The 22,941-nt window shown below is 49.5% G+C and carries 21 protein-coding genes; 12 read left to right on the top strand and 9 right to left on the bottom strand.

Going from position 1 to position 22,941, the window contains the following annotated elements; all coding sequences use genetic code 11:
• Nucleotides 1–36 precede the first annotated feature (36 nt).
• Nucleotides 37–3,189, bottom strand: coding sequence for a S8 family serine peptidase (locus ACXAGC_RS10560; protein WP_474844353.1), 3,153 nt, complete (start codon nucleotides 3,187–3,189; stop codon nucleotides 37–39).
• Between the two features lie 396 nt (nucleotides 3,190–3,585).
• Complete coding sequence (locus ACXAGC_RS10565; RefSeq protein ID WP_474844354.1) at nucleotides 3,586–4,761, bottom strand: thiolase family protein; 1,176 nt, start codon at nucleotides 4,759–4,761, stop codon at nucleotides 3,586–3,588.
• A gap of 239 nt (nucleotides 4,762–5,000) precedes the next feature.
• Here ACXAGC_RS10565 and ACXAGC_RS10570 point away from each other — a divergent pair, with 239 nt between their 5' ends.
• Genes ACXAGC_RS10570 through ACXAGC_RS10595 form a run of 6 tightly spaced genes read left to right on the top strand, consistent with a single transcriptional unit; the run spans nucleotide 5,001 to nucleotide 11,896 of the window.
• Nucleotides 5,001–5,408: a MerR family transcriptional regulator gene (locus ACXAGC_RS10570; RefSeq protein ID WP_474844355.1), complete on the top strand. Its 408-nt coding sequence runs from the start codon at nucleotides 5,001–5,003 to the stop codon at nucleotides 5,406–5,408.
• Nucleotides 5,405–6,574 carry an isovaleryl-CoA dehydrogenase gene (locus ACXAGC_RS10575; RefSeq protein WP_474844356.1) on the top strand — a complete coding sequence of 390 codons (1,170 nt, stop codon included), beginning with the start codon at nucleotides 5,405–5,407 and terminating at the stop codon, nucleotides 6,572–6,574. Before ACXAGC_RS10570 ends, ACXAGC_RS10575 begins: the two co-directional genes overlap by 4 nt.
• Nucleotides 6,575–6,587: 13 nt before the next feature.
• Nucleotides 6,588–8,195, top strand: a complete 1,608-nt coding sequence (locus ACXAGC_RS10580; protein WP_474844357.1) for a carboxyl transferase domain-containing protein — start codon at nucleotides 6,588–6,590, stop codon at nucleotides 8,193–8,195.
• Between the two features lie 12 nt (nucleotides 8,196–8,207).
• The gene (locus ACXAGC_RS10585; RefSeq protein ID WP_474844358.1) at nucleotides 8,208–9,014 is read left to right on the top strand and encodes an enoyl-CoA hydratase/isomerase family protein; all 807 of its coding nucleotides are present in this window, start codon (nucleotides 8,208–8,210) and stop codon (nucleotides 9,012–9,014) included.
• Nucleotides 9,007–10,989, top strand: coding sequence for an acetyl/propionyl/methylcrotonyl-CoA carboxylase subunit alpha (locus tag ACXAGC_RS10590; protein ID WP_474844359.1), 1,983 nt, complete (start codon nucleotides 9,007–9,009; stop codon nucleotides 10,987–10,989). Before ACXAGC_RS10585 ends, ACXAGC_RS10590 begins: the two co-directional genes overlap by 8 nt.
• Nucleotides 10,979–11,896, top strand: coding sequence for a hydroxymethylglutaryl-CoA lyase (locus ACXAGC_RS10595; RefSeq protein WP_474844360.1), 918 nt, complete (start codon nucleotides 10,979–10,981; stop codon nucleotides 11,894–11,896). The genes ACXAGC_RS10590 and ACXAGC_RS10595 overlap by 11 nt, the downstream gene beginning before the upstream one ends.
• 1 nt (nucleotide 11,897) lies before the next feature.
• Here ACXAGC_RS10595 and ACXAGC_RS10600 read toward each other — a convergent pair whose 3' ends face one another.
• From ACXAGC_RS10600 to ACXAGC_RS10610, 3 genes are all read right to left on the bottom strand, one after another.
• Complete coding sequence (locus ACXAGC_RS10600) at nucleotides 11,898–13,106, bottom strand: MFS transporter (protein WP_474844361.1); 1,209 nt, start codon at nucleotides 13,104–13,106, stop codon at nucleotides 11,898–11,900.
• Nucleotides 13,107–13,185: 79 nt separating this feature from the next.
• Nucleotides 13,186–13,719, bottom strand: coding sequence for an SRPBCC family protein (locus ACXAGC_RS10605; protein WP_119501569.1), 534 nt, complete (start codon nucleotides 13,717–13,719; stop codon nucleotides 13,186–13,188).
• A 41-nt stretch (nucleotides 13,720–13,760) separates the two neighbouring features.
• The gene (locus ACXAGC_RS10610) at nucleotides 13,761–14,744 is read right to left on the bottom strand and encodes a nucleoside hydrolase (RefSeq protein WP_474844362.1); all 984 of its coding nucleotides are present in this window, start codon (nucleotides 14,742–14,744) and stop codon (nucleotides 13,761–13,763) included.
• Between the two features lie 136 nt (nucleotides 14,745–14,880).
• On the opposite strand from ACXAGC_RS10610, the gene glgC reads away from it, so the two are divergent.
• Nucleotides 14,881–16,152, top strand: a complete 1,272-nt coding sequence (gene glgC, locus ACXAGC_RS10615) for a glucose-1-phosphate adenylyltransferase (protein ID WP_119501571.1) — start codon at nucleotides 14,881–14,883, stop codon at nucleotides 16,150–16,152.
• On the opposite strand, the gene ACXAGC_RS10620 is transcribed toward glgC, so the two are convergent.
• Nucleotides 16,149–16,940 (bottom strand): alpha/beta fold hydrolase, encoded by a 792-nt coding sequence (locus tag ACXAGC_RS10620; RefSeq protein WP_474844363.1) that lies wholly within the window; start codon nucleotides 16,938–16,940, stop codon nucleotides 16,149–16,151. The two genes, glgC and ACXAGC_RS10620, sit on opposite strands and share 4 nt — an antisense overlap.
• Before the next feature lie 90 nt (nucleotides 16,941–17,030).
• Between ACXAGC_RS10620 and ACXAGC_RS10625 the strand changes: the two genes are divergently transcribed.
• The gene (locus tag ACXAGC_RS10625) at nucleotides 17,031–17,846 is read left to right on the top strand and encodes an acyl-CoA thioesterase (protein WP_474844530.1); all 816 of its coding nucleotides are present in this window, start codon (nucleotides 17,031–17,033) and stop codon (nucleotides 17,844–17,846) included.
• 30 nt (nucleotides 17,847–17,876) lie between these two features.
• Here the strand turns inward: ACXAGC_RS10625 and ACXAGC_RS10630 are convergent, their stop codons facing one another.
• Complete coding sequence (locus ACXAGC_RS10630; RefSeq protein ID WP_119501574.1) at nucleotides 17,877–18,722, bottom strand: HDOD domain-containing protein; 846 nt, start codon at nucleotides 18,720–18,722, stop codon at nucleotides 17,877–17,879.
• Nucleotides 18,723–18,985: 263 nt separating this feature from the next.
• Here ACXAGC_RS10630 and ACXAGC_RS10635 point away from each other — a divergent pair, with 263 nt between their 5' ends.
• Nucleotides 18,986–20,239: a glycosyltransferase gene (locus ACXAGC_RS10635; RefSeq protein ID WP_474844364.1), complete on the top strand. Its 1,254-nt coding sequence runs from the start codon at nucleotides 18,986–18,988 to the stop codon at nucleotides 20,237–20,239.
• Between the two features lie 38 nt (nucleotides 20,240–20,277).
• Entirely contained in the window at nucleotides 20,278–20,700 is a 423-nt protein-coding gene (locus ACXAGC_RS10640) for a hypothetical protein (RefSeq protein ID WP_474844365.1), read from the top strand.
• On the opposite strand, the gene ACXAGC_RS10645 is transcribed toward ACXAGC_RS10640, so the two are convergent.
• Nucleotides 20,693–21,076 (bottom strand): SufE family protein, encoded by a 384-nt coding sequence (locus ACXAGC_RS10645; protein WP_474844366.1) that lies wholly within the window; start codon nucleotides 21,074–21,076, stop codon nucleotides 20,693–20,695. The two genes, ACXAGC_RS10640 and ACXAGC_RS10645, sit on opposite strands and share 8 nt — an antisense overlap.
• Nucleotide 21,077: 1 nt before the next feature.
• Nucleotides 21,078–21,479, bottom strand: coding sequence for a DUF2750 domain-containing protein (locus ACXAGC_RS10650; RefSeq protein ID WP_474844367.1), 402 nt, complete (start codon nucleotides 21,477–21,479; stop codon nucleotides 21,078–21,080).
• Nucleotides 21,480–21,610: 131 nt separating this feature from the next.
• Here ACXAGC_RS10650 and ACXAGC_RS10655 point away from each other — a divergent pair, with 131 nt between their 5' ends.
• Together ACXAGC_RS10655 and ACXAGC_RS10660 are read left to right on the top strand one after the other, a co-directional pair.
• Entirely contained in the window at nucleotides 21,611–22,456 is an 846-nt protein-coding gene (locus ACXAGC_RS10655) for a hypothetical protein (RefSeq protein WP_474844368.1), read from the top strand.
• 11 nt (nucleotides 22,457–22,467) lie between these two features.
• Nucleotides 22,468–22,938: a hypothetical protein gene (locus ACXAGC_RS10660; RefSeq protein WP_474844369.1), complete on the top strand. Its 471-nt coding sequence runs from the start codon at nucleotides 22,468–22,470 to the stop codon at nucleotides 22,936–22,938.
• Nucleotides 22,939–22,941: the final 3 nt, after the last annotated feature.

A 22,941-nucleotide genomic window follows, 5' to 3' on the forward strand; every position in this document is an offset into this window, starting at 1 on the left:
GGGTACAGTGAAAATCACTGTACCCGTTTCCTCTGATTATTGTTTTACAGCTTCAACGATTGTGGTGCCCTGTTCCTGGCCATCACCATCGAAGAACGTCACAGTACCCATGTAAGGCACGCCAGACGCAAGACCGCGGGTAATGATACGAACGTCATTAAGGCGTCCGTCAACCGCACGGGATGACATGCTGAAACGGCTGCTGCTGTCTTTACCACCGGCTACCCATACAGGCATCTGGAAGTCAGTTTCCGTCGCGCCATTCAGATCCCAACCGTGAACCCAAACGATATAGACATCACCAACGCCAACATTAGCTGCCGGCTCAGGATTCATCAGAACAACATCTTCATCAGAACCACCGAATGCAGACACACCAACTTCTGAACATAACCAGCCTTCACAGCGGTAAACGTAAAGGTCAAGGTCAGTACCGCTTTGTTCTACCAGTTCGTCACGTAAGCTGAAACGGGCCATGGTGGTCCCTTCAGGAATGTGGAACAAGGTAGTAGACAAACCGTCTTCGTTGAATGCGAACGAGCTGTCAGGGTCTTGCTCAACGGTGCTTGTAACTACTTCAGGTGCAACCAGACTTGCGTAGTCGATACTTGCACGACCGGTATAGTTCATACCCACTGAGAAGAAACCACGGCCACGGGAGTTCAGACCTACAGAAACGCTTTCAGGTGCAGAAATGTTCTCATCCGCTGCCGGCATAATTGCTACCGGGCTGCGAACAACTTTACCGTTATCACCCTCAAGCACCACTGCACCGAAGATCCATTCATCAAGAACAGTTTCTTCTGTTTTTGCTACTGTCAGTGCAAAAGCTGAAGTCCCGTTTGCAGCCACTTCTACCACACCGCCCTGTACCGGCGTGAGGTCGCTGTTATAGCCCTGAACAGAAACATCCAGTGAATCCAGGCCTTCAATTGAAATGGTGTAAGTGCTGTCTACACCAGTTACGTCAGAAACATAACGGTAGATAGTTTCAGCACCGGACAATTCACCGATAGCAATTGACGGATAGTTCAGCTGACTTGGATCAGTCGGGAAGTAATTGGCCTCATAAGTAGCACAATCATAACCAGACTCGCTGATAACAAATGATTCTTCGTCCAGACCACACATAAAGCCCATGTAATCGAAGAAAGAAGCATCAAAGGTTAAGCCGGGTTCCATAGCAGAAACCGGTGCAGCATGACCAGCACCAAAATCAAACGGATCAGCCGGTGTGCTGCCGTCTTCTTTGGTGACATCCTGATAAGCAGTAGTCATAAGTGCAGATTTAACCTGAGCAGGAGTCCAATCAGGATGCTGATCAATAAGCAGCGCTGCCATACCGGCAATGTGCGGGGAAGACATTGACGTACCGCTTAAGTAAGCCACTTGCTTACCCTGCTCGCCGAACATTGGCGTGTCAGTGGTTGCAGCCAGGATGCGAACACCCGGGGCTGTGATATCCGGCTTAATAACATCCAGTGTAGAGGCATTCGGGCCACGGCTAGAGAAATCAGCCATGATATTGCCTGTTTCCTCTTGTTCAACATAAGTACCGGCACTCATTGTCACGGTCACATTGCCGCCTTCAACCGCTGAAGAGTTCAGCATGCTGCCCACAGCTTCGGTAACCATACCGCCGGGGATGCCGCCGACAAAATCGCCGCCCATTACGGTCACACCGCCGCCATTGTCATAGACCACGACAGCAGTCGCACCTGAATCCAGTGCACGGCTAACTTTTTGCGAGAATGCACAGGAACCACGCTGAATTAACGCAATGTTTCCTGAAATATCATCAGCGTTATCAAGTGGCGTAGATGCTGCACCGTCAAAACAGGCCAGTAGTGGTTCAGCTACAACTAGTGAACCGGTCACAGGACCTGTTTCACTCAGTGGTTTTGTAATTGAACCTTCGGTAAATGCAACCGTACTGGTTTCATCGAACTGGGTGACTTCAAGACCATTTACAACAGTTGTACCGTCATAAGTCGAGGCGCCCACTGTGGTTACCCAGGGAGCAGGTGTGCCGGTGGTAGATGCTGCAGGGCCAGAGTTACCGGCTGAAACTGAAACAAATACACCAGCCTGTGCCGCACGTAACATGGCTGCAGTAGAAGGCACGGTCAGGTCAGTCAGACTGCCACCGATGGAATAGTTGAGTACATCCACACCATCAACAATAGCCTGTTCAATTGCAGCCATACTATCGCCGTAGAAACAGCCGGCTTCGTCACCGCCTTGCGGGTTAACGTAGTCAGAGTTCCAGCACACTTTATACATGGCAACACGGGCACGCGGCGCGATACCGGACATTACGCCAATTTCAGTGCCGTTCATTACAGCAGACACGCCTTCGTTACCGGCAGCAGTACTGGCTGTGTGACTACCGTGACCATCGGCGTCACGGGGAGACATAAATTCACCTAACTCTGTTTGAATGTCATAAACAGACTGGAAAGTCTCAGGGAAGAAACGTGCACCGATAAGTTTGTTGTTACAGGCAAATGTGCCTGCCTGTGCTTCTTCACCGGTATCACAGGCACCCTGCCAACCGATGTCAGCCGGATCGGAGTAAGAGCCGTCATCAGCAAAACTCGGGTTTTCCGGTGTGATACCCGTGTCAAGAATACCGACAATCACATCTTCACCTTTAATACCCAGAGTATGCTGTCCACCCGCGCCGGTAAGGCCGAGGAACTCAGGAGTATTAGCCGTGTCTACTTTCACCATCTGGTCTTCCCAGACGCTGGCGACTTCAGGATTAGCGCGTAATGCTTTTGCCTGGGCAGGCGTTAACTTTGCTGAAAATCCGTTAAAGCTGTGAACATAGTTATGGATGATTTTAACGTTACCCACGGCGGCTGCTGCGGCACGCTGGTTGCGTTTTAATTTGCTGGTGTAATTGCGGATTTGTTTGGTGTCTGAGGCGTATTGGTTACCCCTCGATGCGACGTGTTGTTTATTTGGGATGAGCTCCCCGATTTCCTCTGCGTAGGTGATACCTGGTGCCTGCTTCATCTGGATGATGTAAACACCGGAACCCTTTTTGACATTAGCTTGGTTTCCTGAAACAGAAAACTTCGTCAGGTCCTGGGCTGGAATCTGCTGAGCAGTTACTGTGGTAGTCATACCCGCGGTAACAGCCATAGAAACCATTGTTCCCAATAGTTTTTTCTTAAATGTCATTTATTGCGTCTCCCATTGACACTTTTTTTGTTTTGCGGCTTCCTTCAGAAGATAAAACATCAGTTTTACCGCATCGGGAATTATTCCTGCCTGAATCTGCATTAACGCATTTACAAACGTGGAACCCGCTTTCTGGATTTACTGCATTTATTATTATTCCCCGATTTTTATTTACTTCTTCCATGTCATCGGAGGTCTGATATTTATACAAAATTCACACCACGTGTTCTATCTTCCTGATCTTTATAAGATATATCAAGCAGGAATATATAACCTGTTGCTAATTTGTAAATTTTCTTGACGCTTAAAAGGTTATTTATTAATCAAATCATAGAGATAAAAAAGGCAGTACATGATTGCACTGCCTTTATATTCAGTAACTAAGCTACGCAACCATCAGCACATTTCAACGGCAAGGGCTACACCTTCGCCACCACCGATACATAAAGAAGCAATACCTTTCTTCGCTCCTTTGTTAGCCAGTGCGTGGATAAGCGTCACCAGAATACGGGCACCGGATGCACCAATAGGGTGACCTAACGCACAGGCACCACCATTAATGTTCACCTTCTCTGCATCCAGACCCAGCTTTTGAATGGCCAGCATGGTTACCATGGCAAACGCTTCATTGATTTCCCAAAGATCGACGTCTTCTTTAGACCAACCGGCCTTATCGAGCACTTTTTCCATTGCACCTACTGGAGCAACAGTGAAGTTTTCAGGTTCAATGGCATTGGTAGCGTGCGCCACCACTTTGGCCAGTGGTGTCAGGCCAAGTGACGCGGCTTTCGATTCAGACATCACCAGCAGGGCTGCAGCACCATCGGAAATTGAGCTGGAGTTTGCCGCTGTGACCGTACCGTCCTTTTTGAATGCAGGGCGCAATGACGGAATCTTATCAGGACGGGCTGAACCCGGTCCTTCGTCAGTATCAACCACCACATCGCCTTTACGGGTAGAGATGGTAATAGCAGAAATTTCATTGCCAAACGCACCGGTGTTGATAGCTTCGTTCGCGCGGGAAAGTGAAGTTAACGCGTATTCATCCATCTGACCACGGGTCAGTCCTTCACTGTCAGCGGTATCCTGCGCAAAGCACCCCATGGCTTTACCATCATAGGCATTCTCAAGTCCGTCCAGCATCATATGATCAAGTACCTGACCATGCCCCATACGGTAACCTGTGCGAGCTTTTGGCAACAGGTACGGTGCATTACTCATACTTTCCATGCCACCGGCTACGACGACTTCTGCGCTGCCGGCTTTGATCAGGTCGTGGGCCAGCATCACGGCTTTGAGTCCGGATCCGCACACTTTATTGAGGGTAATTGCACCGGCAGATAAAGGCAGTCCTGCTTTCAATGCAGCTTGTCTGGCCGGCGCCTGACCCAGACCGGCAGGTAATACACAGCCCATAATAACTTCATCAATCTGACTCAAATCCACATCTGTACAAATTGACTTGATCACTTCAGCACCCAGCTCCGTCGATGGCACAGAAGACAAACTGCCATTGAATCCACCCATAGGGGTACGTTTTGCTGCCACAATTACTACCGCTTCATTGCTCATAGTTGTATTGCCTCACTTATTTTAGGAAGTTCAGGTACTGCACAAATTATATTCAGTACATCATATATCACCGGAAAACGTAACAGAAACTTTGCACTTATTGACGTTACAATTTTCTTACTTTACCTTAACGTCAACTACAATTTACGTTAACGTAAACCTGTATTAAGACAGTTTCTCAGTCGTCATGCCTGTTACGGGCCGGGCATACAGGTTAACGACACCGACAAGGCGCAGTCATGACAAACAACAAAGAAGAGCAAACTTTTACCATCGGAGAACTGGCAAAGGAGTTTGATATAACACCCAGATCCATCCGTTTCTATGAAGAACAAGGACTTATTACACCTTCAAGAACCGGGCAGAACCGCATCTACAATAACAAAGACAGGGTGAGGTTAAAGCTAATTTTACGTGGTAAGAGGTTGGGCTTCTCGCTGGCGGAAGTGAACAACCTTTTCGAACTTTACGACACAAATCCGGATTCAGCCATACAGCTGGAAACGATGCTCAGCATGACGGAACAAAAGCGTGCGGTACTTCGTCAGCAACTCGAAGACATTCAGATGTTGATGGGTGAACTTGATGAAGTTGAAGCACGCTGCCGTGAAGAACTGGCAGAATTAAAACGAGGACACGACAGATGATAACACCCTACCCCACATTGAATTTTGGTCTGGGCGAAGAAATCGACATGCTCAGAGAACATGTGCATCAGTTTGCTCAGCAGGAGATTGCACCGCTGGCGACAGAAGCGGATGAAGTAAGCCGTTTTCCCAATCAGTTATGGACAAAATTTGGTGACATGGGGTTACTGGGTGTCACGGTGGATGAAAGTTATGGCGGTGCCAACATGGGGTATCTTGCACACACGGTCGCCATGGAAGAAATCAGCCGCGCTTCAGCCGGAATTGGTTTAAGTTACGGAGCGCACTCAAACTTATGTGTAAACCAAATTTTCCGTAACGGTTCTGAGGCACAAAAAGAAAAATACTTACCGGCACTGGTGAGCGGCGAGCATATCGGGGCGCTGGCGATGAGTGAACCCGGCGCCGGTTCTGATGTGGTTTCCATGAAGCTGAAGGCCGAAAAGCGAGGCGACAAGTACATCCTCAACGGCAATAAAATGTGGATCACAAATGGTCCTGATGCCCATACCTTTGTTATCTATGCAAAGACTGACACACAGGCCGGCCCCAAGGGCATTTCAGCGTTCATTGTTGAGCGTGATTTCTCGGGATTCAGCCGTGCACAAAAACTCGACAAGCTGGGTATGCGCTCTTCCGATACCTGCGAACTGGTGTTTGAAGACTGTGAAGTGCCGGCAGAAAATCTGATGGGCAAAGAAGGCGAAGGCGTCCGTATTTTAATGAGCGGACTGGACTATGAGCGCCTTGTGCTGTCCGGTGGTCCGCTGGGTATCATGCAGGCTTGTATGGACATCGTCGTACCCTATATTCATGACCGGAAGCAGTTTGGTCAGTCTATCGGTGAATTTCAGCTTGTACAGGGCAAAATTGCCGATATGTACACGCAGATGAATGCCGCGAGGGCCTATGTGTACACCGTTGCAAAATCCTGCGATCGCGGGGAAACCACACGAAAAGATGCTGCAGGTGCCATTTTGTACTCGGCGGAACTGGCTACCCGTATGGCGCTGGACGCCATCCAGTTGCTGGGTGGCAACGGCTATATCAATGAGTACCCTACGGGACGTTTACTCCGCGACGCGAAACTTTATGAGATAGGCGCAGGTACCTCTGAAATCCGCCGGATGCTCATCGGCCGCGAACTGTTCAAAGAATCTGAATAAGTAAGGAGGGGTTATGCCCGTTCTGCGTTCTACTGTGAATTCTGCATCGGCAGAATTTAAAGATAATGCCGCCTGTATGCGCCGTCTGACAGACGATCTTAAAGCCAAAGTCGCTCAGATTTCTCAGGGCGGCGGCGAAAAAGCCGTGGAGAAACACCATGCCAGGGGGAAACTACTGGCCCGTGAACGTATAAACGTTCTTCTGGATGAAGGCTCTCCGTTTCTGGAAATCGGACAGTTTGCAGCCTGGGAAGTGTACGACGATTACGTACCCTGCGCCGGCGTAGTCGCCGGGATCGGGCGCGTGGCCGGCCTGGAGTGCATGATTGTTGCCAATGATGCCACTGTGAAGGGCGGTACCTATTACCCGCTCACAGTCAAAAAACACTTACGGGCGCAAACCATCGCGGAAGAAAATCATTTGCCCTGTATTTATCTGGTAGATTCCGGTGGCGCTAACCTGCCCCGTCAGGATGAAGTATTTCCCGACCGCGAACACTTTGGCCGGATCTTCTTCAATCAGGCCAATATGTCAGCGCAAAATATTCCGCAAATCGCTGTGGTAATGGGCTCCTGTACCGCCGGTGGTGCGTACGTACCGGCCATGGCCGATGAAAGTATTATTGTACGCGAACAGGGCACCATTTTTCTCGGCGGTCCTCCGCTGGTAAAAGCAGCAACCGGTGAAGTGGTCAGTGCTGAAGAACTGGGCGGCGGCGATGTGCATACCCGTACTTCAGGCGTTGCCGACCAGCTCGCTAATAACGATCATCATGCACTGGAGCTGGCACGCAATGCTGTCGGTAGACTGAACCGGCAGAACCGGTATCAGGTGGCAGAACAAAACTGGGAAGAGCCACGCTATCCGGCATCAGACATCTACGGCATCGTGCCGAAAGGCTCGCGGAAAGCCTATGATGTCAGAGAGATAATAGCCAGGATCACAGACGGCTCTGAGTTTGATGAATTCAAACCCCTCTACGGCACAACACTGGTTTGCGGCTTTGCCAGCATTTTCGGTATGGAAGTAGGTATTGTCGCCAATAATGGCATTCTGTTCGGCGAAAGTGCGCTGAAAGGCGCGCACTTTGTACAGTTATGCGCAACACGCAAGACTCCGCTTATTTTCCTGCAGAACATCACCGGTTTCATGGTGGGTAAACAATACGAAGCTGGCGGCATTGCTAAACACGGGGCGAAAATGGTCACCGCAGTGGCATGCGCCAAAGTGCCGAAAATCACTGTTCTCATAGGTGGCTCGTTCGGCGCCGGCAATTATGGCATGTGTGGACGCGCTTATGATCCGCGATTTTTATTTATGTGGCCGAATGCCCGCATATCAGTGATGGGCGGTGAACAGGCTGCAGGCGTTCTGGCGCAGGTAAAACGTGACCAGAAAGAAAGTAATAACGAAAGCTGGACTGACGATGAAGAGCAGGCCTTCAAGCAACCGGTTATCGATACTTATGAAAAGCAGGGACACCCCTACTATGCTTCCGCGCGCCTGTGGGATGACGGTGTGATTGACCCTGCCGATACCCGCAAAGTGCTGGGAATGAGTTTGAAAGTCGCCCTGAATAAACCCGTTGAAGAAACACGCTTCGGCGTGTTCCGCATGTAAGGAGTCCGGATCATGGAACCTGTAACCGATTTCGTGACGTACCATATTGATGAGCGCGGCGTTGCCAGCATTACACTGAACCGGCCGGAAAAGCACAATGCGTTTGATGACACCATTATTGCAGCGTTATCTCATTACTTAGACACCGCCGCTCAGGACAATTACGTTCGTGTTTTGATCCTGCGGGCTGAAGGTAAATCTTTCAGTGCCGGTGCAGATGCCGGCTGGATGAAAAAAATGGCTGGTTATTCTGTAGAGGAAAATCAGCAGGATGCTTTCGCCCTTGCCAGTTTGCTTAACAAACTGAATACCTTACCAAAACCGGTTATTGCCAGAGTTCAGGGTGCAGCCTTCGGTGGCGCAATAGGTCTGATTGCCTGTTGTGACATGGCCGTGGGTACCAAACTCAGCAAGTTTTGCTTAAGTGAGGTCCGGATTGGTCTTATACCTGCCACCATCAGCCCTTATGTCATTGAAGCGATGGGTGCCCGTGTATGCCGCCGTTATTTCCAGACCGCAGAAGTATTTTCAGCCCGCCGTGCCAGACGACTGGGCCTGCTCAGTGAAGTGGTCACCGAAGACGAACTGGATGACACGGTAGAAACTCTCGTTTCTCAATTGCTTAAAAATGGTCCCGTGGCCATGGCCAGAGCTAAAGCTCTGGTGCGCAATGTGGCATTCCGCCCTGTAGACGAAAACCTGATGCAGGAAACCAGTCAGGAAATCGCGGATATCCGCGTATCTGATGAAGGTCAGGAAGGGTTAACCGCTTTTTTGGAAAAGCGCCCGGCGCAGTGGCAGGAGAGCAGTAATGATTAATAAACTTCTGATTGCGAATCGCGGTGAAATTGCCTGCCGTGTTATCCGCTCCGTTAATAAACTTGGCATAGCAACGGTGGCGGTTTATTCCTCTGCCGACGAAAACGCCATGCATGTTGCGATGGCTGATGAAGCGGTAAAAATAGGCGAAGCCCCGTCAAAAGACAGTTACCTTCGTGGTGATGTCATTATTGATACTGCACTGAAAACCGGTGCAGATGCCATCCATCCCGGTTACGGCTTTTTATCTGAAAACGCAGCATTTGCCGAAAGCTGCCGTGCCAACAATATTATTTTCGTTGGTCCGCCGCCTGAGGCCATCCGTGCGATGGGTTCAAAATCAGCGGCCAAATCCATTATGGAAAAAGCCGGTGTTCCGCTGGTCCCGGGCTATCACGGTGATGACCAGATGGATGCAGTATTACTTCAGGCTGCCAGAGAAATGGGCTATCCGGTATTATTGAAAGCCGCAGCCGGTGGTGGCGGTAAGGGCATGCGACAGGTCTGGAAAGATGAAGAATTCGCTGACGCTCTGAGTGCTGCCAGACGGGAGGCTATGGCCAGCTTCAGTGACGATATTATGCTGGTGGAAAAATACCTCACCCGCCCCCGTCATGTGGAGTTCCAGGTGTTTTGCGATCAGCACGGCAATGGTGTTTACCTGTTTGAGCGTGACTGTTCCTTACAGCGCCGTCATCAGAAAATCATTGAAGAAGCCCCCGCTCCCGGCATGACGGAAGCACTGCGCACTCAGATGGGTGAAGCGGCACTGCAGGCAGCCAGAGCCATTGCCTATGAAGGTGCCGGCACAGTGGAGTTTCTCCTTGATGAAGATGACAGTTTTTATTTCATGGAGATGAACACCCGTTTGCAGGTTGAACATCCTGTGACGGAAATGATCACCGGTGAAGATCTGGTGGAATGGCAAATCAAGGTCGCACAGGGTGAAGTACTGCCGAAAAAACAGCAGGAACTTACGATAAACGGCCATGCTTTTGAAGCCCGTCTCTACGCTGAAGATCCGGATAACGGCTTTTTACCGGAAACCGGCATCCTCAAAGATCATACTCCGCCGCAACCGTCCCGTTATGTCAGAGTGGATACCGGTGTCCGGTGCGGTGATGAAGTCTCCGTGTTTTACGACCCGATGATCGCAAAATTGATTGTGTGGGATGAAAACCGGGAACGGGCACTCAGACGTCTGGCGACAGCTTTACGGCAATATCATATTGCCGGAGTAACCACCAATGTGGATTATCTGCACAGGCTGGCCACTCACCCTGAGTTTATCGCAGCAAACTTAACAACCACTTTCATCGACAAACACACTGCGTCGTTACAGCAAAGCAAAAAAGTAAGTGACGAACAATTGGCAATGATGGCACTGATCTGCGTGTTGCCATGGGAAGAGACTGCCGTTACATCCCCTTGGGAAACATCCTTATCATGGCGGATGAACGGAACCTGTCAGAAAACACTGCAACTGGCTGTTGCCGGAACGGACAACTTCACGGTGGACATCCGATGGCCTCAACAGGAAAGCGACGACTGGCTGATTACCATTGATGGCAACGCACTGCGTGCAAACGGTAAATGGCTGAATGACACGTTCCAGTTAAAAATTAACGATCATCTACAAACCATCCGCGTTTCAGAGAACGGAGAAACCCGTACGCTCTTCACGCAACAAGGCAGCCTGATTTTTAATGAGATCCAACCGGATACAGGCTCTGATGAAGGAAGCGGCACTGAAAACACCTTTACTGCACCGATGAACGGCACGATTGTCGCCTGCCCTGTTGAAACCGGCACTAAAGTAAAAAAAGATACCGTTCTGGTCATCATGGAAGCAATGAAAATGGAGCACAGTATCAAAGCGCCCTGCGATGGCACGCTGGAAACGCTTTTCTGCTCTCCGGGCACCATGATTAACGGCGGCAGTGTCTTGCTGGAGTTTACGCCTGATGAAGAATGAACTCCCCCGCAAAGTAACGCTGGTTGAGGTGGGGATAAGAGACGGACTGCAAAATGAGTCCGCACCGGTGACCACTGAACAGAAAATAGCATTGCTTAGTATGCTCACTGAGGCCGGATTGACACGCCTTGAAGCAGGCAGCTTTGTTTCCCCACGCTGGGTACCGCAAATGGCAGACACCGCCGCGGTGTTTGCCGGACTGCCTGAAGTTAACGGCGTCACCTACAGTGCGCTGACTCCCAACGAAAAGGGGCTGGATGGGGCGCTGGCGGCAAATGTAAAAGAAGTAGCTGTTTTTGGTTCAGCATCAGAATCCTTCTCACAAAAAAACATCAACTGTAGCATTGATGAAAGTCTTGCCAGATTTGAACCGGTTGTCAGCAAAGCGAAGGCAAAGGGGTTAAAAGTCAGGGGCTATGTATCCTGTGTACTGGGTTGTCCCTATGAAGGGTACATTGCTCCTGCTGCTGCAGCTCGGCTGGCTTCAGCACTCATCGCAATGGGATGTGATGAGATATCCCTTGGCGATACCATCGGAACCGGTACGCCGCTGGCAACAGCAGCAATGCTGGAAGCAGTTAAAGAGGTAGTACCACTGCCACAACTGGCAGTGCATTTTCATGACACCTACGGACAGGCTCTGGCAAACATACTTGTGGCTCTGCAGCAGGGTGTCAGTATCATTGACAGTGCCGTTGCGGGGCTGGGGGGATGTCCCTATGCCAAAGGCGCCAGCGGCAATGTTGCTACAGAAGACGTACTGTATATGCTCAATGGCATGGGCATTGATACCGGCGTCGATATGACCGCATTGCTGAAAGCAAGTCGCGCTGTAAGCCTTATCGTCAACAGAAAAGCACAAAGCAAAGTTGCAGCAGCACTACATTCTGAAGTGCCGGAACTATGACTCAGTCCGGCGCTTTTTCCTGCGGTAAAATCAGTGTCGTCACTACACCGGCAATCAGAAAACCGGCCATGATGTAAACGACACTGAAAGGCAAGACCTCTCCCAGTGCAGCATATGCGGCCCCGAATAACAGCAAAATAATACCAATCGCGGTATTCGAGAAGGCCACCAGTTCCGTGCGTTGCTGCCCCTCCTTCACATCCAGACTGTAGGTTTTCCGGCCTGTACGCACACCGGTGTGGGCAATGGATAGCAAAAAAAATAGGCCGGCTGGCCACCACAGACTGTCAATGCTGAACATGAGCAGACCAGCACAGGCAAGGACAGCCAGTATTCCTGCCAGTTGAAGGGTGAGTCTGGCACTTTTATCTGCCACCCTGCCCCAAACCAGCGAGGACAGCATGGTTGCAGCAGCCTGAGCAGCCAGATAAATCGGTAACAGCGACTGACTGTCAGCATCGCCTTCCAGCATAAAAAACGGCGCGACTAACGCTGAATGTACAAAGAGGCCTCTGACTGCGATGAAACGGTACACCACACTATCAAACTGAGAAAAAGAAAAACCGGAGCTGTCCTGTTGATTGTTTTCGACACTGACCCGGGTTTTCACCGGCAACAGAATGAACAACGCTGCGACAAACCCGGCAAGAGCCAGTGCAATAATCATCAGAACAACGGTTTGTCCCAGTGCTGATTTGAAATAAATTAGCGGTACAGCAAGACAAAGTGTCAGTACACCTGACACAGTGGAAGCTATCCCCAGTAAATCGCCCCGCTCTCCTTTATCAGCGACGTCCGCCTGGATGTCTTTCATGGTCAGTGAGCAGGCAGCCCGTCCAAGGCTCAACAGTATCAGGCTGCCCAGTACCACCGAACCGGCCACGACGCCTTCGAGATACAGCGCACTGAGTAGCATTGCGGTCACAGAAAGCGCCTGCACGATCATGCCGGCACGCCATACCTGATGCCTTGCAGGATAACGCCGCAGTAAAACACCGATAAATGCCTGTGGAAGTAAAGCACCGGATTCTCTCACAGGTACCAGCCAGCTAATCATCCATACAGGCGCAGACAATGACAAAAGTAATGCAGGCAGCGTTGTTTTAGCGGATATCAGCAAATCCGCCAGTTTGTTAGCAGCCAGTGAGGCGATGACGAGGATTTTATTTTTCGGGTACAACGCAGTAAGACTCCGTGGCGGTCGTAACATTCACTATATCGCATGTAATGACCGCCATGAACGCCATTCTTCCGGTTGTCGGATCAGTTTATATACTCAGGTTTCCGGACTAACTCTGATTTTCCACAACGGTTTTCAGGTTTTCGAGCCCCAGTTCAAAGTCAGGTCCGATCATGCCATCCATCATCAATCCCATATACCTGTTTACCGGGTTCATGCCCATATCCCCGCTGTCGCTCCAGGTAACCAGCGTGCCTCCTTCAACAGACTCCAGTGTAAATTCACCGGTCGACCCCATTTCGTAATCAGGAAAATAGAGCCGGTAGGTCATCACGCGGTTATGTTGCAAACCGGTAATCTCCATCTCGCCGTCGCCCTGAGTTTCACTGAGCCAGGCCGTTTGCATGCCGATGGCCCGGTCAGGGCCGCTGAACGAAACCTGCATCGCAGGGTCACGCATAAACCACACTGCCCACTGGGGCCATGCCTTTAAATTAACCACATTGGGATAAATGTCTTCAGCCGCGGCATTGATCATGATTTTGCGTTCGACATGATAATCTGAAGGTAACAGAAACCCGATGCCTGTCAGCACGAAAATGAGCACTATTATTGTCACCAGCGTTTTTTTCAGCCACGCCATTTTCAATCTCCGTGTTGATATTCACTCAAAATATATAACACTTAATTAACATTTGCAGCAGGAAATGTGTCAAACGTCCCGGAAAATTGCTGAACGACATATTTTCTGACGGCATCTGCGTCAACCCGGTCAATCCAGTTTACTTTGTGCCCTTCACTTTCTTCACATCTGAAAATGCGTCCTGCATCAGGGGTCGATACAGATGCGTTAACATACCCTGACGTCTTTGAAAAAGCCGTTTTTGGTAATCCGGCGATGGACGTCGCCAGTATGTCCCACAAGAAATAGGTAAATTCGTAAGATGGGATTGCAGTGACCGTTGCGGCCCAGAACTGCCCGGCCAGATCCGCCACCGGGGTGCGTGATTGCGCAAGCTGGACCAGGAACGCCCGGTCAACCGGGAGCGCATTGGTGGCGTCCAGAGGAACCAGGCACACATTAACGCCACTTTGAATTAACGTACGGGTGGCACAGGGATCCCAGTAAGCATTCCATTCTGCGGTACCATTGTGGTCGTGCATTGCCACATTTCCTTTCACATCAATGGCACCACCCATCCAAATCACTTCTTTGACAGCGGATTGTAAAGCTGGCTGGCGAGACAAAACTGCAGATAAGTTCGTACACGGCCCTGTCATCAGCACCGTTACCGGTGATTCTGCCTGCTTTAACGTTTCCTCAATCCAGATATCAGCCGCGACAGATTGCACATTATCTGTGATTTCCTGTGTCCGCAGCATTTCCGGCATGCTGTGACAAACCCTCGGTTGAGCCCGCCATTCAGGAGGAAACGGATTTGGCCCCGGGATGTTGCCGGTGGCTACCGGCACATGCCCGTTACCGGTAAGCGTTAAAATTTTTAAGGTACTTAACAGTGCATCATCCGGATAGCAATCTGCCGGGGTAATCGTCACACCCAACAGATCCACATGGTCCATTGTCAGTAAAAGCATCAGAGATAATAAATCGTCGATACCGCCGTCGTGATCGAAAATCACCGGGGTTCTGGTTAATTTAGCCGGCATAAAAATCCTTATCTGGCGTTAAGTTTTATCTTGTGTAATATGGAGTTAATCATTTGTGACAGTGTTGTCCAAATGTTACTTTTTGCTTTTGTCTTTCAGGCACAGCCGTAACGTGCTGATAAAATGGAGAACCAACATGGCTGATAACAGTTCACGCTATATCAGTAATTTGACCCGGGACACTTACGCGCTGATTCTTGCCGGCGGCAAGGGGTCAAGACTGCATGAACTGACTACCTGGCGGGCAAAACCTGCCCTTTATTTTGGCGGCAAATTTCGCATTATCGATTTTCCGTTATCTAATTGTGTTAATTCCGGTATCCGCCGGATTGGTGTGGTAACGCAGTACAAATCCCACTCACTCATCCGCCACCTGGTGCGGGGCTGGGGACACTTTAAAAAAGAACTTGGCGAATCCGTCGAGATTCTACCAGCATCCCAGCGTTTTTCCGATAGCTGGTATGAAGGGACTGCAGATGCAGTTTTCCAGAACATCGATATTATCCGCGATGAGTTACCCAAATATGTGATGATCCTTTCCGGAGACCATATTTATCGTATGGACTACGGCCCGATGATTGCCCGCCACGTTGAAAGCGGCGCAAAAATGACGGTGTCCTGTATGTCGGTACCGGTTCAGGAAGCTGCCGGGGCATTTGGCGTTATGTCGGTTGACGAAAATATGCGTATTCTGGGCTTTGAAGAAAAACCTGAACACCCTACTCCTCTGCCCGGTGACAGCACTCGCTGTCTGGCATCTATGGGTAATTATATTTTCGATACAGAGTTTTTGTTCGAGCAATTGCGTCGTGATGCTGAAAAACAAGGCTCTCAACGTGATTTCGGTAAAGACATTATCCCTTCTATCATTAAAGACCATACGGTAATTGCCTACCCGTTTGAAACATCCGGTGATGAGCAGGCTTACTGGCGCGATGTGGGTACTATTGACTCTTTCTGGGAAGCCAACATGGAAATGGTTGCGCCGGTGCCGCAACTGAATCTGTACGATCGTTTATGGCCAATCTGGACGTACCAGGAGCAATTGCCCCCTGCGAAATTCGTCTGGGATGAAGACGGCAGACGGGGTGAAGCCATTAATTCCGTCGTGTCAGGCGGTTGTATTATTTCCGGTTCAACGCTGCGCAGAAGTCTGTGCTTCTCAAATGTCAGGTTGCACTCTTACAGCACCATTGAAGAAGCGGTGATCCTGCCTGATGTTGAAGTTATGCGTAACTGCCGGCTGAAGAAAGTCGTCATTGACCGGGGTTGTGTGGTGCCCGAAGGCACTGTTATCGGCTACGACCATGAGGCAGACCGCGCCCGGGGTTTCCGTGTGTCTGATAAAGGTGTTGTACTGGTAACCCGCGAAATGCTGGGCATGCCTGTTGGTGGTTTAGGGGGTTAGCCCGCCTGCCAGCGCTGAATCGTGGTTGTAATGATTTCAGCGACTTTTTCCGGTTGTTCGAGGGGGAACATATGACCACCATCGAACATCCGGAATTCCAGAGCATTGTCTTTAACGAATCTGGCTCTGTCTGACGGTTTTGCCACATCTGATCCGGAACCGGCAACCATCAGCCCCGGGCACTGCAATTTGCCTGAAAATTGGTGCAGATTATGGGGAAAATGACGGAAGATCTCGGCTTCTACCTGTCTGTCAAAAGTCAGTCTGCGGTTTTCTCCGTCCTTCACCGTGCCGGCGGCCACATAATCCCGGATACAGCGTTTATCCATATTTCTGAACAGAGCTTTACCGGCAAAGTATCCTTCCAGATCATCATCCTTATGCCAGTGCGTCCGGCGAATTTTCGCAAGCCGTGACGGCGTGATTCTATCCATCAATTTAAGTTTCTTCGCCCCGCGCACCAGCCATTGTTTAGCCCCGTACACCATCGGGGGATCCAGCATAATTACCCCCTTTACTCTTTGCGGATAACGGCATGCGGTCATATAAGACAGCATAGCCCCGAATGAATGACCGGCAAGCCAGACAGGGCGGAATTGCTCCTGCGAATCCAGATACCAGACAAGTTCATCAACCTGTTTTTGCCAGTTACCGGCTACAGGAAATTCTGGCTTGTGGCCAAACAGAGGATTTGCCAGCACGTTCCAGTCTGCCGGTAAAGCTGAAAACAGGGTATTGTATGTTGCTGCCGGGAACCCGTTGGCATGGGCAAAATGAATTGTTGTCATAAGTCGTCCGGACTCTTCATGAAACCGTTAAATTGGCGAAGTGTAAAAACTCTGCTAGGATACAACAAAACTCATCCGACCAGAAGAATTATGCACGTAGATGAATTACTTGCTGTACCGGGAATGTCTGCTATCGCCGAAAATCAATGGCAGAGTGAACCATTAATCATACCAAAGGACTGGGCTCAGGGCCGCACTGCATTTGGCGGCATCTCCGCCGGCATGGCCTATCAGGCCATTTCAACACAGGTTCATGATGACCGTGTTTTACGCTCTTACACCACTAACTTTGTCGGCCCTTTATTACTTAACGAGCCCTTTACTATTCTGGTCACCTGCCTGCGAACCGGAAAAAACGTATCCCAGTACACGGGTCAGATTATACAAAACGGTCAGACATGTGTGTTTGTACAAGCATGCTTCGGCATGGCACGGACCTCAAAAATTCGGGTAGACAATGTTGAAACCCACGAAATGCCGTGGCCACAAAAGGCAAAATTTATCCCGCAAATACCTAAGGTCACGCCTAAATTTTTCCAGCATTTTGATTTGGCTATCGACGATGGTGGTATGCCTTTCACAGGAAAATCAGGCAGCCATTACCATGGTTTCATGCGTTTTAAGAAAGCGCCTCAAAGCATCAGTGATGCACATTTGATCACTATGATCGATGCCTGGCCACCTACTTTGCTGCAGATGCTGCGATGGCCTGCACCGGCAAGTACTGTGAGCTGGAATCTTGAATTTATTCATCCTCATCACGAAGTCAGTGGTACAGACTGGTTCGCATATAAGGTACATACCCGTCAGGCTGCAGACGGATACGGTCACACAGAAGCGACCATCTGGAACAGTCATAATGATGTTGTTGCCCTTAGCAGGCAAACAGTGGCGGTATTTGATTAGCAGACGGAAGCCGCCGGAGAAAACCGGCGGTCAGTACAGAATAAATGAGTTCGGATTAAACAGTGACATCACACTGATACACTGCAGGTTTGTGATATCCAGCGCATCTTCCAGGTCTTCCCGCTTCAACGCCAGTCTGTCGTGCAGCTCCGGCGAAAGGTTGTGATAGCTCGGATACACCTCAGGATTTACGTTATCCAGAGCCAGCACGTAACTGAGTTGCAGAATAAGGGTATCGGAATCGTCCACTCCGCTGTCGACGTCGTGGATCAACGATACCGGACGATAGATAGATTCAGGGATCCCCCAGCACTGCACCAGTGCAGACGACAATTCAGCATAGGTAAAGCCGAGAATGGCTTTTTGCAATTCAGCGGGACTGACTCTGGCATTGAAAGCCAGGCATCGTTTCGCTTCCTGAGGCATCTCTGATGCTATCACCAGCTCTCCGATGTTATGCAGCAAACCGCACACAAACAGTTTCTCAGGTTCGCGGATACGTTTGTTTTCAGCAAAATATTTTGCCAGCAAGCCGCAACTGACGCTCTGCTCCCAGAATTTGTCCAAATCGATAACTTTGGCGTTGATATCACTGAATGCGTGGGTAATACCGTAAGCTAGCGCAAGGTCGTAGGCTGATCGTGTTCCGATGACTTGCAGTGCACGGCTGATGGTTTCAATTTTATTGGGGAAGCGGTACAGCGCACTGTTAGCGACTTTCAGCATTTGGCTGGTAAGCCCCGGGTCAAAAGCAATGATTTCAGCAATATCATCAATGCTGGCTGCGTTGTCATCCATACACTCTTTTAACCGGGTCACTGCATCAGGCAGTACAAACACCCCACTCGCTTTTTCTGCAATATCTTGTGCATTCATCACAACAATACTCCGGCAATATCCTGTAGACCTTGTTCAGCAGGCGTTCCTTTTTTCAGCTCGCTGTTTACATGTATAGGCCAGGAAATCGTAACATGCCACACTTTTTCAGTTTAAGGCCTTAAATAATACGGGCCCGGGAATTATTTGAAGTTTAACGTAAAGGTATAAAAGAGACGACGAATGACCAGATACATAAGTCTTAAAATGCATACCCTGCCCCGAGTCTGGTAACATACCGTCTTTTGATAGCGGAACACCTTGTGAGCACTGCGATTTCATCTTCCCGGCCTGTGGCTGTGATTATCGGTTTTGTGTGGCCTGAGCCTGACTCTTCAGCAGCGGGACAGAACATGATGGGTATTATCACCGGCTTCCTGAGTGATGGCTGGCGGGTAGTATTTATGACTGCCGCCAATGCGTCTGAGCATTGCGCCGATTTGAATTTAGACGGGTTGACGACAGAAAGTGTGGCACTGAATTGCAGCAGTTTCGATGAGCGTATTGCCGCTATTTCGCCGGATGTGGTGGTGTTCGACCGCTTTATGACTGAAGAGCAGTTCAGTGCAAGAGTGCGCGGCGCTTGCCCGGACGCCATGCGCATTTTAAATACGGAAGACATGCACAGCCTCAGACATCAGCGTCACGAGCAGGTTAAAAGCGGCCACAAATCAGACAATTTTCCCGGCACATTCAGTGAGATGACTATCAGGGAAGTGGCCGCCATTCTGCGCAGTGATCTGACGCTGATCATTTCTGACCAGGAGTTGAACTGGCTGCAAAGCAATTTCCCGATCCCCCGGGAGCAATTGCTGCACCTGCCGCTGCTTACGACCGGGTGCCGGACACCTCTGCCCGACTTCCATGCCCGCTCAGATTTTGTTTTTATCGGGAATTTCCGGCATGCCCCGAACTGGGATGCGGTACTTCAACTACAACAGATCTGGCCGGCTGTCAGAAAGCGCCTGCCGGGCATTAACCTGAATATATACGGCGCATATCCTCCTAAAAAGGCTATGGCTTTACATAATCCGGCCAGAGGATTCCACGTCAGGGGATGGGCTGAGAACGCAGATGAAACCATTGCATCTCACCGGATAATGCTGGCCCCCGTAAGATTTGGCGCGGGCGTAAAAGGAAAACTGGTGAAAGCCATGCAATGCGGTACGCCCTCTGTAACCACAACAACCGGTGCAGAAGGGATTGGTGAGCAGGAAACCTGGCCCGGTATGGTTACACATACCAACGAAGACTTTGTTGAATCTGCTGTCACGCTATATACTGATGAAAATCTATGGTTAAAAGCATCAGAAGATGGCAAACGTTTTGCGGCCAGTCATTTTGACTCAGTAAAACACCAGCGTATGCTTCTTGATGAAGTTAATGCCCGCCGCAACCGCCTTCACGCCGATCGCCAAAAGTGGTTTTTACAGGCGATGGTATGGCACCAGTCACTGCGGGCATCACAATTTATGTCACAATGGATAGAGGCAAAAAATAAACATCACGGGCAATAGTTGCTATGCTTAACTTGTCAGCCTCTCAGGAAAGATGAATGAAAACACTGATAAGCACCTTACTACTTATCCTGTTGTCCTGCTCTGCCAGTGCACAGGAAGATGACAATGTATATTTTTGTCAGGGAGTGGCTGAAGCTGTCAGTTCCATCCAGTACGGACGGGCGTACGGTTTAAAAGATGAAGCCAACGACGCAGTGAAATATATCGCCAGCTTGTCTGCTGAGGCTGAATACGACTTATTGCCTTACATTGATGCATTTATCCGCTCCTCTTCACCGTTACCTTCCGCATGGACGGAAATTCTGTTCACACATGCCTGTGTATACAGTTATGTAGATGACACTGAACAGGTAAAACGCATTTCGCGGCAACTGCCCTTTCAGTGCGATGTTAACGAGCCGGATATTGATTGTTTTAACGGCGTGTTAGAACGCATCCGGGACAATCGTGTCATTTAAGATCAGCAAGCGCGGCAATGACATAGCGCAAACCACTGGTGCGTGACTCACTGAGATAGCGTTCAAGACCTGCCTGCTGCAAGAATTCCTGCCATTCAGCAACGGTCAGCGGTCCGCTTAATGCGGCTTTTTCAAGCATTACCGCCAACAAGCCTCTGATCACCTTTGAATCAGACCATGCCAGAAATGGTGAGGCGCCGTCTTCAGTATTTACGTCCAGCCACACATTACTCTGACAACCGGTAATTTTGTTGCCGGCAGAGCGTAAAGATTCTGGCAACACCGGTAAATGCTTGCCTGCCAGCATAATGTGGCGCATAACATTATCCCAACCACGGGCCTCACTGACCCCGACGGCAAGCGGCGGCAGGGTCATTTTATTTTGCCTCTTCTTGCAGGCTGTCTGCCAGTTCAGAAGCTGTCATGATAATGCCGGCATCGTCACTGGTAAGCGGGAAAACACACACATGGGTATTGTTAGCAGCCATGCCGGGCAGCCAGGTTTCCATGAACGTGTCCAGCGCCACATTTTCCGCTGTTAATGTGGTGTGTGCTGCCACTTCCCATGTATTGATCAAATCTTTATGGGGCCATACGGGCAACACCACCGCACCGTCATTTTCGAACATCACGAAGCCTTCCTCTCCTTTTACCAGCCACACTGACTGTGCTTTGGTAGAGTACTGAAGAAACAACGCGGTACGTTCTTCCGGTGACAAGGATGCAGCCTGGCTTTGTACAATTTCAGGTAAAGTTTCAGATATGGTATCCGGGAACATAATTTTCTCACATAAATAATTTCCGGCGGATTATACCCACAGAGAGACCGGGAAACTAATATAAACTCCCGCCTTTCCGTGCTAATCTCCATAATCGTGATTAAAGACTGCGTTAACTGAGTAACGTATTGATGAGCTCATCCTATTGTATCCTTTCGCCGGCACATGCAGCCTCAATGCCTCTTGATGAGGAGCAATTCCGGGAGTTAAAACGGGCAAGAAAACGTCTATCTTCAGCTTATGCTATCCGGCATAAATTTAAACTGGTCAGAACTAATTACGGCCTGATTACAGAAGCGCTCAAAGCCGTGGGGACTGCCTATCTCGATAATGCTCACCCTGAGCACTTAATTGACGCAAAGACACGCCTTAACGCCGCGGTGAATAATTATATTCTTAGTGGCCGGACGTTCACGGCACAAATCAAACGGCATGTGCAGGCCTGCATCCAGGACCGCTCCGAAATTAACAGGCTCACCCGGCGCATGGAAATTGAATATCAGCGCTCTTTCGCCTACCGGTTTGTAGACAGTTTGTACGACTATGTGTCTTATTACGGGATCAGCGTCCACGAAATTGAAATAAGCGGGCAACCTGTATCTGACTCACCTGACGCTGCCCGCCGCTACGAAATCAAAGCGTATATCGACCGTGACTTTCTTGGTGGTCCCATGGATTTCAGAGCGTCGGTTTTGAAAGAAACACCACGAAGCATAGAGCTGGTTTCGTTACTGGACGAATTCATGGGATGCCTGGACCGGATCAATGATCTGGCCAGGCAGATCACAGACGAGACCACAATTAACAGTCACGTACTTGTAAAAGAATTTATTAATGTTTTTGCCGGTTCAAACGGCGTGCCGGTAAACAACTTGTTTGTTGTTCATTCTATGCATGGAGATGACAACAATATTTATGATAAATTTCCTATCTCCATGTACGTGGCCCAGCAAAACTTAGAAGACGAATACCGGTAAGACAAAGAAACATGGAAATAACAGCACCAGACAGTCTGTTTTGTTCATTACTGCCCGATGACTTTCTGACATTACACCGTATCTCATTCAATGAAAGAGCTTTCATTTTTTACCGGGCTTCACTCCCTGCCGGCGCACCATCGCAGAAAACCATTACGGTGCAGTTTCCCTGGCTGGACATCACTGAAAATGCGTTTTCCGATATTGATTTACAGTTTCAGACACTGATAAACACAGCACTGGTCTGCGTTAAAGAACTGCAAAATTACTTAACTCATCATGAGCCTGTGGTAGATTTTTGTTTGTTTATGATGGAAACCAACCCGTCATTCTGCACATTTTCAATATCTACCGGCTATGAGCAGGCATTGTTCAAAGCGTTACATGATATGCCCTGCCCCGATTGCTTCGGCTATCCCCGCATTCAAAATACGACAATAACTCCGCAGCAATCATTGGCAGCTATCAATCCTTTAGAATAACCA

Source organism: Alteromonas sp. AWJ4_197, assembly GCF_056160285.1.